Origin of the sequence: Nitrosomonas ureae (assembly GCF_900108305.1) — a bacterium.
Taxonomy (GTDB): Bacteria; Pseudomonadota; Gammaproteobacteria; order Burkholderiales; family Nitrosomonadaceae; genus Nitrosomonas; species Nitrosomonas ureae_B.
This window is the reverse complement of record NZ_FNUX01000031.1, coordinates 1-14,344: the sequence shown is the minus strand read 5'-3', so window position 1 is coordinate 14,344 and position 14,344 is coordinate 1. Positions and strand designations below refer to the sequence as shown.

16 protein-coding genes and 1 tRNA gene are annotated in these 14,344 nt (G+C 40.8%); all 17 read right to left on the bottom strand.

Annotation, left to right across the window (positions count from 1 at the left end; genetic code table 11):
• Positions 1-8 precede the first annotated feature (8 nt).
• Positions 9-314 (bottom strand): NADH-quinone oxidoreductase subunit NuoK, encoded by a 306-nt coding sequence (gene nuoK, locus C4S39_RS13380; protein WP_062558633.1) that lies wholly within the window; start codon positions 312-314, stop codon positions 9-11.
• 56 nt (positions 315-370) lie between these two features.
• Entirely contained in the window at positions 371-979 is a 609-nt protein-coding gene (locus C4S39_RS13375; protein WP_103967455.1) for an NADH-quinone oxidoreductase subunit J, read from the bottom strand.
• A gap of 19 nt (positions 980-998) precedes the next feature.
• A complete protein-coding gene (nuoI, locus tag C4S39_RS13370) occupies positions 999-1,487 on the bottom strand; it encodes an NADH-quinone oxidoreductase subunit NuoI (RefSeq protein WP_103967454.1) in 489 nt (162 codons plus the stop codon).
• A 15-nt stretch (positions 1,488-1,502) separates the two neighbouring features.
• Positions 1,503-2,600: an NADH-quinone oxidoreductase subunit NuoH gene (gene nuoH, locus C4S39_RS13365; RefSeq protein ID WP_103967453.1), complete on the bottom strand. Its 1,098-nt coding sequence runs from the start codon at positions 2,598-2,600 to the stop codon at positions 1,503-1,505.
• 22 nt (positions 2,601-2,622) lie between these two features.
• Positions 2,623-5,043, bottom strand: coding sequence for an NADH-quinone oxidoreductase subunit NuoG (nuoG, locus tag C4S39_RS13360; protein WP_103967452.1), 2,421 nt, complete (start codon positions 5,041-5,043; stop codon positions 2,623-2,625).
• A gap of 69 nt (positions 5,044-5,112) precedes the next feature.
• Positions 5,113-6,390, bottom strand: coding sequence for an NADH-quinone oxidoreductase subunit NuoF (gene nuoF, locus C4S39_RS13355; protein WP_103967451.1), 1,278 nt, complete (start codon positions 6,388-6,390; stop codon positions 5,113-5,115).
• Positions 6,387-6,863 carry an NADH-quinone oxidoreductase subunit NuoE gene (gene nuoE / locus C4S39_RS13350; protein WP_103967450.1) on the bottom strand — a complete coding sequence of 159 codons (477 nt, stop codon included), beginning with the start codon at positions 6,861-6,863 and terminating at the stop codon, positions 6,387-6,389. The genes nuoF and nuoE overlap by 4 nt, the downstream gene beginning before the upstream one ends.
• 2 nt (positions 6,864-6,865) lie before the next feature.
• Complete coding sequence (locus C4S39_RS13345; protein WP_103967449.1) at positions 6,866-8,119, bottom strand: NADH-quinone oxidoreductase subunit D; 1,254 nt, start codon at positions 8,117-8,119, stop codon at positions 6,866-6,868.
• A 50-nt stretch (positions 8,120-8,169) separates the two neighbouring features.
• Complete coding sequence (locus tag C4S39_RS13340) at positions 8,170-8,793, bottom strand: NADH-quinone oxidoreductase subunit C (protein ID WP_103967448.1); 624 nt, start codon at positions 8,791-8,793, stop codon at positions 8,170-8,172.
• A gap of 12 nt (positions 8,794-8,805) precedes the next feature.
• A complete protein-coding gene (locus C4S39_RS13335) occupies positions 8,806-9,282 on the bottom strand; it encodes a NuoB/complex I 20 kDa subunit family protein (protein ID WP_103967447.1) in 477 nt (158 codons plus the stop codon).
• 4 nt (positions 9,283-9,286) lie between these two features.
• Positions 9,287-9,643 carry an NADH-quinone oxidoreductase subunit A gene (locus tag C4S39_RS13330; protein ID WP_103967446.1) on the bottom strand — a complete coding sequence of 119 codons (357 nt, stop codon included), beginning with the start codon at positions 9,641-9,643 and terminating at the stop codon, positions 9,287-9,289.
• Positions 9,644-9,689: 46 nt separating this feature from the next.
• Positions 9,690-9,774 (bottom strand) — tRNA-Leu (locus C4S39_RS13325).
• A gap of 62 nt (positions 9,775-9,836) precedes the next feature.
• The gene (secG, locus tag C4S39_RS13320; protein WP_103967445.1) at positions 9,837-10,223 is read right to left on the bottom strand and encodes a preprotein translocase subunit SecG; all 387 of its coding nucleotides are present in this window, start codon (positions 10,221-10,223) and stop codon (positions 9,837-9,839) included.
• Positions 10,224-10,241: 18 nt separating this feature from the next.
• Positions 10,242-10,997 carry a triose-phosphate isomerase gene (gene tpiA / locus C4S39_RS13315; protein ID WP_103967444.1) on the bottom strand — a complete coding sequence of 252 codons (756 nt, stop codon included), beginning with the start codon at positions 10,995-10,997 and terminating at the stop codon, positions 10,242-10,244.
• 239 nt (positions 10,998-11,236) lie between these two features.
• The gene (pstB, locus tag C4S39_RS13310) at positions 11,237-12,031 is read right to left on the bottom strand and encodes a phosphate ABC transporter ATP-binding protein PstB (protein ID WP_103967443.1); all 795 of its coding nucleotides are present in this window, start codon (positions 12,029-12,031) and stop codon (positions 11,237-11,239) included.
• Between the two features lies 1 nt (position 12,032).
• On the bottom strand, positions 12,033-12,959 hold the full coding sequence (gene pstA, locus C4S39_RS13305) for a phosphate ABC transporter permease PstA (RefSeq protein ID WP_103967442.1): 927 nt from the start codon (positions 12,957-12,959) through the stop codon (positions 12,033-12,035).
• Between the two features lie 78 nt (positions 12,960-13,037).
• Complete coding sequence (pstC, locus tag C4S39_RS13300; protein ID WP_103967441.1) at positions 13,038-13,970, bottom strand: phosphate ABC transporter permease subunit PstC; 933 nt, start codon at positions 13,968-13,970, stop codon at positions 13,038-13,040.
• Positions 13,971-14,344: the final 374 nt, after the last annotated feature.

Below are 14,344 nucleotides of genomic sequence, written 5' to 3'. Positions count from 1 at the left end.
TTCCTTAACTAACCTTTAAGTTTGTCTAAATCATCGACATTAATTGTATGCATATTACGAAATAACACCACGAGTATTGCTAAACCAATAGCAGATTCAGCAGCTGCCACTGTCAAAATGAAGAATACAAAAATTTGTCCTGATATATCTTGCAAGTAGTGCGAAAAAGCGACAAAGTTCATATTCACAGCCAGCAGCATCAATTCGATTGACATCAGTATAATAATGACATTTTTTCGATTCAGAAAAATACCAACCAATCCAATCGCAAATAATATCGCACCGAGCACAAGGTAATGAGACAATGAAATCAAAGGTTACCTCTTTTATATTTTAATAGTCATCAAACAGAAATAAGTTTGCACACTTGTCATTCCTTTTTTTCTGCCGACATGGTGGTCACTATACGAATTCTGTCTTCTTTTCTTACTTTGACTTGTTTAAACGGATTCGTAGATTTCTTATCCTCACGATGACGCAGTGTTAACGCTATCGCCGCAATCATCGCAACCAGCAAAAGCACAGCCGCTAATTCAAACGCATACACATACTCAGTATAAATTAATCGCCCCAGTTCCTTCGTATTACTGTAATCAGCACCTTTTGGTTCCGGTAAAGGCATTTCTTCATACCCAAAATATTTACCCATCAGCACCATCGATATTTCTACCACTATAACCAATGCAATCATCGCGCCAAACGGAAACCATTTCCAGAATCCTTCTCGTAGCCGATCCAGATTAATATCCAGCATCATTACTACAAATAAGAATAAAACCATGACAGCACCGACATAAACCAATACCAGAGTAATCGCAAGAAATTCTGCTTCTAACAACAACCACAAACCTGCACACGTAACAAATGACAATACTAGCAATAAAGCCGAATTTACCGGATTACGCACCGTAATTACACCGAGTGCCGATGCAATTAGTATTGTTGAAAAGAAATAAAATAAAATATCTTGAAAAATCATTAGTATTTACCGGCAAGATTCAACGATAGGGTGCATCGACTTCTCGGTCTCTGGCAATCTGCTCTTCATATCGATCTCCCACTGCCAGTAGCATTTCTTTGGTATATATAAAATCCTCTCTTTTTTCACAGTGATACTCCAATATGCGCGTTTCAACAATTGAATCAACCGGACAGGATTCCTCACAGAAACCACAAAAAATGCATTTGCTTAAATCAATATCGTAACGTGTAGTCCGTCGCGTACCATCCGCACGTTGTTCTGATTCTATGGTTATCGCCATAGCAGGACAGACAGCCTCACATAATTTGCAAGCAATACAGCGCTCTTCTCCGTTTGGATAACGGCGTAATGCATGCAAGCCACGGAAGCGTGGTGATTGAGGAGTTTTTTCTTCTGGATAATGTACAGTTACCTTTGGTTTAAAAAAGTATTTTCCAGTTACTGCCATGCCTTTTAACAACTCAAATAATAAAAAAGTACTAAAAAATTTTTTGATACGATCCATTGTATTCTCTCAATTTTAGAACCAGATGTTTAACGGGAACGCATTTCGAATCGATTCGGGCAATTGCATTATTGCACCTAATAAAACAATCCATACGAGTGTTATAGGAATAAATATTTTCCAGCCTAATCTCATGATCTGATCATAACGATACCGCGGAAAGGTGGCACGAAACCAAAGAAAAAAGAACAAAATAAATGCAATCTTTAATAGCAGCCAAATAAAACCAGGTATCAATGTAAATGGTGCAATATCAATCGGCGGCAACCACCCTCCCAAAAACATAATAGATGTTAACGCTGCTACCAATATCATATTGGAATATTCGGCCAGAAAAAATACGGTAAAAGCCATACCTGAATAATCAACATGAAAACCTGCAACAATTTCTGATTCACCTTCAGCGACGTCAAATGGTGCACGATTTGTTTCAGCCACGCCTGAAATTAAATAAATCAGAAACATCGGGAACAATGGGATAAAATACCAATTTAACAGACTGTTACCTTTCTGGCCATTCACAATATCACCCAAATTTAAACTTTGTGACATCATCAAAACACATACTAAAGCAAACCCCATTGCCAGCTCATACGAAACTACTTGCGCAGCTGAACGCATAGCACCTATGAAAGCATATTTAGAGTTGGATGCCCAGCCCGCGATAATGATGCCGTATATACCCATAGATGTCATTGCCAGAATATAAAGCAATCCGGCGTTGATATCCGCAAGTACGAGTTCAGGTGAAAAAGGGATCACAGCCCAAGCAGCCAACGCCGGCATGATAGTTAGCACCGGGGCCAGAATAAAAAGAAATTTATTCGCGTTTGTCGGAATTATGATTTCCTTCATGATTGCCTTGACCGCATCAGCAATCGGCTGCCCCCAACCGCGTAACCAGGGTATACCAAAGAAAGTTACTCTATTCGGGCCTACCCGAATTTGCATATAAGCAATTATCTTACGTTCTGCAAAAGTAAGGTACGCTACGCCCAATAACAATGGAACAACAATGGCAAAAATAAATGTCATGTTTGAAGCTAGTGAGAACATCATGCCCCCCCATTCAGCACCCAATATTTCCACAAACTGTTGTTGAATATTCTCCATTAATAAACTCCAACCATTACCATCACAATTTCTCTATCTTTACTTCACCAAACAGAGCACCTAACGCTACTGTTTTAGGATGTGCACATGCGATACGAACACAATTAGACGGTAATTTTTCATCTAGTCCGGCTTCAAGCTGTACAAGCCCTTCACCTTGCTTAACTTTTACTTTATCACCTACGGCAATACCTAAATTTTCCAACATTCCGCCCGTCATCCAGACCTTGGGCAGTTCAGCATCATGTGTAGCCTGTAGAGATTCGGCTCTACGAACAATTGGGTCGGCTTGATAAATCGGCACTTCTCCAATACGCTCGACACCATCTTTTTCAACTATCGAAATGGCAGCTTCAAAATTTTCTAAACTATTGTTCAAATACTGGCTAATCTCAAACCCACCAGGAAAAAACTCTGCACGTATTTGCTCTGTTGTTTCATATTCGAATTTATCCAGCTCTAGCAAATTAGCTAGTACACGCAATACCTTCCATGCAGGTCTAGCTTCACCTAGTGGCGAAACCACTCCATTAAAACTCTGCACCCTGCCTTCTGTATTAACATAGGTTCCTGATGTTTCAGTAAATGGCGCGATTGGCAGTAATATATCTGCATAATCTTTAGCATTTCCTTGGTAAGCACTTAATGACACCACAAACTTACTCGTTCTAATTGTTTCTGTTGCTTGTTGTGAATTATAAGAATCATATTCCGGCTCTGTATTCATTAATATAAAAGCGCTGCATCTTTCATCTGTTCGCTCATTGTCGAATCCAAATATTTGAGCAACATTCAATCCGCATTCTATATTATTCGGTCTTTCAGAAACTGAAAATGCTGTAATTGTGGAGTTAATTTCAGGTATCGCACCGGCCAGATAAGCGCCTACACTATTGGCAGCCTCACCTAACACGCCATAACTTGCACCACTTATCTTAGCAATCAATCCGGCAAGCCAATTTAACTTCGCATAATCAGGATGGTGTTGCGCAATATTACCCAAATAAATTGCAGCCGGTGTGCTTTCAATCAAACTAGATGCAATAGCGGTATTAGTTGTACTCGGAGCACCTACCGAATTAAGGATTGGCTTCAACTCATCCGTTTGCTCTATTCCTTTTATCTCAACCACAGCTTTTAGAATTTCAGCCAAAGTCCTGGCCAATAAGCTCGGAGCAATGATTGTTTTGTTTGCAACATTAACTAATAGATCATCATCTACCGGGTTTACAATATTCATTTCCATACCATTCTTAACAGCCTGCCGCAAGCGTTGTGCTATGAGTGGATGATCTTTACGTAGTGTACTGCCGATAATTAGAACTGACTTTAGTTGCGAAATATCTGCAATGCTAGTACCCAACCATGGAACGCCCCGCATTTTCTTATCCGCACTAAAGTCGGATTGGCGCAGGCGATGATCAATATTACTACTACCCAAGCTTCGCAACAATTTTTGCAACAAATAAAGCTCTTCCATGGTACTATGCGCAGACCCTAATGCAGCAATTTTATTTGCACCATACTGATGTTTTATTGCCTGAAGAGCACTGGCTGTGAATTCCAGTGCTTCTTGCCAGTCACACTCAAACCATTCGCCATCACGTTTGATCAAGGGGTGTGTCAACCTGTCTTCAGAATTCAGTCCTTCATAAGAAAATCGATCTTTATCAGATAACCAACACTCATTAATTTCCTCATTGTCTCGAGGAAGCACTCGCATCACACGATTTTGTTTAACTTGAACGACAAGATTCGACCCTAGTCCACAATGTGGACTGATTGATTTTCTGCGAGATAGCTCCCATGTACGAGCCGAATAACGAAATGGCTTACTGACTAACGCTCCAACGGGACAAAGATCAATCACGTTACCCGACAATTCAGAATCAACTGTTTTATCGACAAACGCAAGTATTTCCGAATGCTCACCACGTCCAGCCATACCAAGTTCCATAATCCCGGCAATTTCCTGACCAAACCGAACGCAGCGCGTACAGTGTATACATCGTGTCATATCTGTTGATATCAACGGTCCCAAATTCTTGTTAACAACTACCCGCTTCGCTTCGGAGTACCTCGATCCGCTCGAACCATACCCCACAGCCAGATCTTGTAGTTGGCACTCACCGCCTTGGTCACAAATAGGGCAATCCAGTGGGTGATTGATTAGCAAAAACTCCATTACACCTTTTTGCGCGGTCACGGCTTGCTGAGAATGCGTATATACCTTCATTCCATCCATCACTGGCGTTGCACAAGCGGGCAACGGCTTTGGCGCTTTTTCTACTTGCACCAAACACATGCGACAATTAGCAGCAATAGATAATTTTTTGTGATAGCAGAAATGTGGAATGTATATACCAACTTGCTTTGCACCATCCATAATGGTGCTCCCCTTGGGTACAGATACTTGCTTACCGTCGATTTCTATATTGACCATCGGTTAAAATTCTTGTGTTAATCACGAATAATTAAATTGACGCGCTCTTAATTATTAAGTTACTAATAATTAAACCATACATTTTTTATGTTCTATATGGTAAACAAACTCGTCACGAAAATGTTGAAGCATAGCCCGGACAGGCATGGCTGCAGCATCCCCCAAGGCGCAAATAGTTCGCCCCTGTATGTTGTCAGCGATATTATCCAGAAGATCAAGATCTTCATATCGACCCTTACCATGCTCAATGCGATTGATAATGCGATAAAGCCATCCAGTCCCCTCTCGGCAAGGGGTGCATTGTCCACAGGATTCCTCATAATAAAAGTAGGACAAACGTTCCAACGCTCTTACCATACAAGTCGTCTCATCCATGATGATAACAGCACCTGAACCAAGCATCGATCCTGCTTTAGCGATAGAATCGTAGTCCATATCTGTTTGCATCATGATATCACCAGGCAATACCGGCATTGATGATCCTCCGGGTATACATCCTTTCAGCTTTCTTCCCCCGCGCATGCCGCCAGCCAATTCCAATAATTTTGCAAAAGATGTACCAAGTGGCACTTCATAATTTCCAGGCTTATTGACATGCCCTGATACTGAAAATATTTTTGTACCGCCATTATTGGGTTTGCCAAGTTGAAGATACTTCTCCCCGCTGTTACGAATTATCCAAGGAACTGAAGCAAATGTCTCAGTATTATTAATAGTAGTCGGCTTTCCATAAAGACCGTAATTAGCAGGGAAAGGCGGCTTAAAACGCGGTTGACCTTTCTTGCCTTCTATTGATTCTAACAGTGCCGTCTCTTCTCCACAGATATAAGCACCATATCCATGATGATTGTATAGTTGAAAACCAAACGCCGAACCTAGAATATTATTTCCGAGATAACCAGCCGCTCGTGCCTCTTCTACGGCTTCTTCCATCCGTTCGTATGTTTCCCATATCTCTCCATGGATATAGTTATAACCCGCTTTTACGCCCATTGCGTACGCTGCTATTATCATGCCTTCGATCAGAATATGTGGGTTATATCGTAAAATATCACGATCTTTAAAAGTTCCCGGTTCTCCTTCATCTGAATTGCAGACTATATACTTATCACCTTCATAGCCTTTAGGCATGAAGCTCCATTTCAAGCCTGTAGGAAATCCTGCTCCACCACGACCACGCAGTGCTGACTTCTTAACTTCCTCAATGACTTCTTCAGGAGTTATTTTTTTTATTAATATTTTTTTTAGAGCTGCATATCCTTCACGTTTCTCATAACTCCCAAGTCGCCAATTATCGGAATCAGATGGATCGACTCCATTCATTAAGGTCTGTGGATACTGATTCATTCGCCCAGCTCCTCCAGCAATTTATCAATCATTTCTTCAGACATAAAACTACACATACGTTTATTATTCACCAGCAAGACCGGCGCATCGCCACAAGCTCCAAAACATTCACCTTCTTTTAGCGTAAATTTTCCATCTGGTGTTGTTTGATTGAACTCAATGCCTAATTTTTGTTTTATATATTTTGCACTGTCATTACTACCCGATAAAGCACAAGGTAAGTTAGTACATATTGTTATTTTGTACTTACCTGTCGGTTCCAGATTGTACATATTATAAAAAGTAGCTACCTCGTAAACCGCGATTGGCGGCATACCCAAATATTCAGCCACAAAATTCATTGTTTCATTGGCTAGCCAACCTTTCTCCTCTTGCGCGATTGCGAGTGCCGACATTACAGCTGATTGTTTTCGGTCAACCGGATACTTAGCGATCTCACGATCTATTCTTTTAAGAGATTCAGCACTTAACATCGTTATCTATCTATCTCACCAAATACTATATCTTGCGTACCAATAATTGCGACCACATCGGAAATCATATGCCCTCTGGACATTTCATCTAAAGCTGCCAAATGTGCAAAACCAGGTGCACGTATTTTCAGTCGATATGGTTTATTGGCACCATTAGATACCATGTAAATACCAAACTCACCTTTAGGATGCTCAACAGCAACATAAGCCTCGCCCGGTGGCACATGAAAGCCCTCTGTAAACAACTTGAAATGATGAATCATTTCTTCCATATTTTGTTTCATCTCAACACGAGATGGTGGCGCAACCTTATGATTATCAGTAATGACCGGCCCTGGATTTTTACGCAACCAGTCGACGCACTGTTTAATAATACGATTTGACTGACGAAACTCCTCCATACGTATTAAGTATCGATCATAACAATCACCATTTACTCCAATCGGTATGTCAAATTCAAGACGATCATAAACCTCATAGGGCTGTTTCTTCCTCAAGTCCCATTCCACACCTGATCCCCGCAACATTGGGCCAGTAAATCCTAACGCTTTAGCACGCTCAGGAGAGACGACACCAATATCAACCAAACGCTGCTTCCAAATCCTATTATCCGTCAACAAAGTTTCATATTCATCGACATAGGTTGGAAAACGATTCGTAAAATCCTCAATAAAGTCTAACAAAGAACCTTCTCTATTTTCATTCCGTATACGAGTCTGCTTTTCGCTATGAACTTTCGAAGACTGATACTTAGGCATGGAATCCGGCAAGTCTCGGTATACTCCGCCAGGGCGGTAATAAGCGGCATGCATTCGAGCACCTGATACTGCCTCATAGCAATCCATCAAGTCCTCCCTTTCGCGGAAAGCATAAAGAAACATGGTCATGGCTCCAACATCAAGAGCATGCGCACCAATCCAAAGCAAGTGATTTAAAATACGAGTAATTTCATCAAACATTACGCGTATATATTGCGCTCTAAGGGGCACTTCAACTTGCAGCAACTTCTCTATGGCCATCACATAAGCATGCTCGTTGACCATCATAGAGACATAATCTAATCGATCCATATAAGGGACTGATTGAATATATGTTTTGTTTTCCGCCAACTTTTCCGTCGCACGATGCAACAGCCCAATATGCGGATCTGCACGTCGAACAACTTCTCCATCTAATTCCAGAACCAATCGAAGCACGCCGTGAGCTGCCGGGTGTTGCGGTCCAAAATTCATAGTGTAATTACGTATTTCAGCCATAAGTCACTTCTTGCTTGAAAATTCTTAAAAAAACACAATTCAAGATGAGATCATGAGGACTCACTATCCCCATAGTACTCCTCACGTATCACGAGTGGTGTTATTTCTCGCGGCTCAATACTAACTGGTTGATAAATAACACGTCTCTGTCGCTCATCATATCGCATCTCAACATGCCCAGTTATCGGAAAATCCTTACGAAAAGGATTTCCGATAAACCCATAATCAGTCAATATACGACGCAAATCCGGGTGATCGGCAAAAACAATACCATAGAGATCAAATGCCTCGCGCTCAAACCAATTAGCAGCAGGCCATACTTCGGTAACTGAATGAACCACAGGAAATTCATTATTCTCTGCCAAAACTCGAACACGTAGCCTTTGATTCCGCTCGACCGATAGCAAATGATAAATTACTGCAAAACGTCTATTTTTCAAGTCGTATTTAACTGATAGATCATCGCCATATGTTAAATAATCTATTCCGCACAGATCGATCAATATATCAAACATAAGTGCCGAGTCATCACGCAATACTTTACTGACTTCTAGAATATCCTCAGCATTTACTACGATGGTTAACTCATCCCGTTGCATTTGCAGATTAATTAATTTAGTCTGCAGCAATTTTCGCAATGCTGCAGCAAGAGTTTCTTGTTGAGTAGTAGACATACTAATTAAGATTTAGCGCGCGATTGTGTTAGTACGGTTAATCTTATTCTGTAGCTGAATGATGCCATACAACAAGGCTTCCGCTGTTGGCGGGCAACCAGGCACATAAATATCAACCGGCACTATGCGATCACACCCACGAACTACTGAGTAAGAATAATGATAATACCCGCCCCCATTCGCGCATGACCCCATTGATATCACCCACCGGGGCTCAGCCATTTGATCATACACTTTACGTAAAGCAGGCGCCATTTTGTTACATAATGTTCCGGCAACAATCATAACATCCGATTGACGTGGACTTGGGCGAAATACTATTCCAAATCGATCGAGATCATAGCGCGCAGCTCCTGTTTCCATCATTTCAACCGCACAACATGCCAACCCGAAGGTCATTGGCCACATAGAGCCGGTTCGCCCCCAATTAATAATCGAATCCAGACTAGTAGTAACAAAGCCTTTTTCAAGTGTTCCTTCTATACCCATAACATTAATCCCATTCTAAAGCACCTTTCATCCATTCGTAAATAAATCCCACTACCAAGATGCTCAGAAAAATCATCATTGCAACAAATCCAAACAATCCAATCTCATCCAGCACAATCGCCCATGGAAAAAGAAACGCAATTTCCAGATCAAATAAGATAAACAGTATTGCTACCAAATAGTAGCGCACATCAAACTTCATCCGCGCATCTTCAAAAGCCTCAAATCCGCACTCATAAGGTGAAAGCTTTTCACTATCTGGATTGTTGGGCGCAAGTAGCCATCCACAAAGCATGGGCACAACTCCTACTAGAAAGCCAACAATAAGAAACAATAGTATCGGAAAATAGTTTTCAAGCATTTTAAATTTATACGTTAGAGTTTAAAGAGAATCGACTACATACACATGGTGCCGACGGCGAGACTCGAACTCGCACAGCTTTCGCCACCGCCCCCTCAAGACGGCGTGTCTACCAATTCCACCACATCGGCGGCAAAACCATGCTCTATCTTATCATTAAGCTTCTGCACTAATTTATTCTAGCGTCGAAGCGTCACTCAGGTATCTTGTTAACTATTGAACCGTCTTCAGCTTCAGGCACATCGTGATCAAGCCCAGAAGTCGATGACCCATTTACTTCTGTCACTGCAGCACTCTCAGTCTCGTCCACACCATCCATGATACTACCCATTACACTTCCTCCCGAGGTCTGATTCATCGAGAAATAGGTTAAGCTCAAGCTCGTGACAAAAAACATTGCCGCCACAAAGCTTGTAGCACGACTTAAGAAAGTCGCTGAACCACTTGCTCCAAACAAACTGCCTGCTGAACCACTGCCAAATGCAGCTCCCATATCTGCGCCTTTACCATGCTGCAATAATACCAAAACTATTAATACAATCGCTAGCGAAACATGCGCAGCCCAAACCAAGATTTCCAACGTTATACTCCGAAAAATTTAATGACGTAATGCGCGACAAATTGCTATAAAATCATTTGCAATAAGCGAAGCGCCACCTATTAAGCCACCATCAATATCTGGCATAGCAAATAGCTCAGATGCATTATTGCCTTTAACGCTCCCTCCGTAGAGAATAATCACCTGATTTGCCACATTCAAATTCTGCTTAGCTAAACCTTCTCTAATAAATGCATGTACATCTTGCGCTTGTTCTGGTGATGCAGTCATACCCGTTCCAATAGCCCAGACTGGCTCATAAGCAATAACGGCCTCGTTAAGCGACTCGATTCCTGCCAAATTAATGACCGACATTAATTGCTGCTCAATGACTTGCTCAGTATTATTAGCTTCACGTTGTTCCAGTGTTTCTCCAACGCATAAAATTGGAATTATTCCGGCGTTTTGAGCTGCCACAAATTTTTCTGCGACCACATTATTATCTTCACCAAATAGTATTCTTCTCTCCGAATGCCCTACAATAACATATCGACACCGAAAATCACTCAACATTGATGCTGAAACTTCTCCTGTGTATGCGCCCTTTTTATATTGACTCACGTTCTGAGCGCCCCAAGCTATACTCGAATTCTGTAACTGATTTTGTACAGATGGTAGATAGAGATAAGGCACACAAACTGCAACAAGATCTTCGTGCAATCCATTCAAGCTAGAAATCAGCTCATCAAGTAATTGTTTATTCTCTAACAAATTACCGTGCATCTTCCAGTTACCAACAACCATCTTTTTACGCATCTTGCTTATAACTCCAACTTTCCGAAATGGGCGATGCTACCCTTGATTCTTTATCAAGTCAATTACACAACATCAGCGCCACTCATGATATATTTCATGCATTATGTAGATTTTATCTGATATGTGGCAAAATAAAATGCTGCATGTGCAATCTAGATAAGGAAACTACCTCTGAGATCAAGAATTAAATCTACAAGAAATTAAAAGGCTCTATTGATTATTTAGACAATTGCTATTCATTAACCAAAGCGACCAGTAATATAATCTTCGGTTTGCTTATTCTTAGGTTTAATAAATATTGTATCAGTTACATTAAACTCAATTAATTCACCTAAATACATATAAGCAGTATAATCTGATACTCTCGCTGCTTGCTGCATATTGTGAGTAACAATAAGTATAGTAACTTTAGTCTTTAAGTCGGTAATTAGCTCTTCAATACTAGCCGTCGCTATTGGATCAAGCGCAGAGGTTGGTTCGTCAAATAACAAAATCTCCGGATCCGTTGCTAGCGCACGAGCAATACAAAGCCTCTGTTGCTGCCCTCCTGAGAGATTAAAAGCAAGATCGTGCAAACGATCTTTGACCTCATCCCATAACGCCGAATTGCGTAAAGCTATCTCTACTTTTTCATCTAGAATTGCTCGCTGTTTAATCCCTCTTACACGCAATCCGTAAGCTACATTCTCATAAATTGATTTAGGAAATGGATTTGGCTTTTGGAACACCATACTTATTCTCATCCGCACTTCGATCGGATCAACATTCGAGGCTAAAATATTTACATCATCAGGGTACAAAATTATTTCACCATCATAACGATTACCTGGATACAAATCATGCATGCGATTAAAGCATCTCAAGAATGTCGACTTACCGCATCCAGATGGGCCAATCAGCGCTGTAATTTTTTTATCGTGCAGCACCATATCAATATTCTTAAGCGCATTAAATCCCCCATAGTAAAAGCTGAGACTCTTTACTTCAGATTTATATTGAGCAGACTCTGCAATCTCTTTCTGTGTATGTATCATCTTACCACTTAATATTTTTCCGCATTCTGTAGCGTAAATAAATTGCTAACCCATTCATGGCAAGGGTCATAATCACCAAAACCAAGCCTGCTGCAGCCGCATTCAATTGAAAAGCCTCCTCTGGTCGTGACACCCAGTTAAACATTTGTATTGGCATCACGGTAAAGGGAGCTGTGAGCCATTCAAATGATACAAATGGAAATTCATTTTTTACTGGAGATGGGGGCAAAAAAGCTATAAACGTCAATGCTCCAATTGTAATAATTGGAGCAGTTTCACCAATCGCTCGGGCCAAACCAATAATAATTCCTGTTAAAATTCCTGCGGCTGAGTATGGCAACAAATGATCCGAAACTGTTTGCCACTTAGTTGCGCCCAATGCATAGGCTCCCTCTCGTATCGTAATGGGGATTGACCGTATCGCCTCACGTGTAGCTACAATAACAATCGGCAGAATCAATAACGCCAAAGCTAATCCAGCTGACAAGATACTCTGCCCGAAGCCTAATTGATACACAAACAATCCTAATGCAAGCAAACCATATATGATTGAAGGAACACCCGCTAAGTTGGTGACATTAATCTCAATGATCTCGGTCAACAAATTCCGGGGAGCGTATTCTTCCAGGTATATGCCTGACCCTACCCCTAATGGCACCGCAGCTGCTGCCGTTACAAGCATAACCAAAGTAGTACCAACCCAAGCAGATAAGATTCCGGCAGACTCTGGGCGTCGCGATGGAAATGATGTAAAAAACTCCCAAGATAAGCGAGGCAAACCATCAATCAACATATGTGCAAATAAAGCCATAAAGGTCATTATCGCGATCATTAACGCAACAATGCCAGTGATCATAAAAATCAAGTCCAATCTTTTGTGCAGACTAATGATTCTTCTAATTTCTTCAAGGCTTTTCTCACTTCTCATTGCATGCTTCCACTAGCAAACATCTTAAGAAATTATTTATTGCAACAAACGCTAATAATCAACATTGTCTCCAGTTCATCAATAAATTTCGCGATATCGTTTCCGCAGCAAATGTCCAATGATATTAAATACAAGTGTTATTAACAGTAAAGTCAAACCAGCAGCGAATATAGTCTGATAACCGATACTTCCATGCGGCAAATCTCCTAAACTAACTTGAACAATATAAGCTGTAATTGTTGCCGCTGGCTCCATTGGATTCCATGTCAAATTCGGCTGCATTCCAGCGGCAATTGCCACTACCATTGTTTCACCAACGGCACGCGATATACCTAAAATATATGCAGCCGCTATACCAGAAAACGCTGCCGGCATAACTACGCGAATAGATGTCTGGAAACGTGTAGCGCCCATGGCGTAAGAACCTTCCCGCAGATTCATTGGAACCGCACGCATAGCATCCTCAGTCATTGAACTTACATATGGAATGATCATTATTCCCATTACCAATCCAGCAGATAGTAAATTGAAACCTGGCAATTCCGGAAAAATAATTTGTAATAATGGGGTTACAAATAGTAGTGCAAAATATCCGTAGACAACTGTCGGCACACCACCCAATAATTCGAGGAAAGGTTTTGCGATTTCACGCACAGAAAATGGTGCAAACTCGGAAAGATATATGGCAATAATGGTACCCATAGGAAGTGCAACCAACAACGCAATCAAAGAACTTACTAGCGTTCCAGAGATTAGCGGCAATATTCCATAATGAGCATCATCAAACAACGGCGTCCACTGCGTATCTGTCAAAAAATCCCAGATAGATACTTGTCGAAAAAAAACTACCGACTCCTTTACAAGCATCACAATGATTGCAAGCATAATTGCAACCGAAAGAATCGCTGATAAGAATAAAAAAGTTTCTATAAATCTTTCATGCAAATGCCGACGAAAGCTATATCCAAGTTTTCCAGCATAAACCAATTTATTTTGTGACTCTTCTGCCACAGTAAAAGCCCTTCTATAAATTGAAGCATTATAGTAAGAGAGTTGTTAACTGATAAACAAAATTCAACTATTAATCAGCACTAATCTATGATTAATGCTGATCTACTTCAGAACAATCTTATTAATATCGAATTATCCCACACAAAACAATTGCTTTCTGATTATTATAATTATCAGATTATGATTATTTCTTTTTGAGATAATTTTTTATACCCTGCTACCCTCTGAAGATATGCCATCTCCAAAACTCTAGAATCTATGACCTCTTAAGCGCGAAGCGAATTATTCCTCATCATCTTCATCTTCATCTTCATCTTCGCTATCAGCCTCATCACTGGCACTGTCCTCTTCTTCGTCTTCGTCTTCGTCTTCGT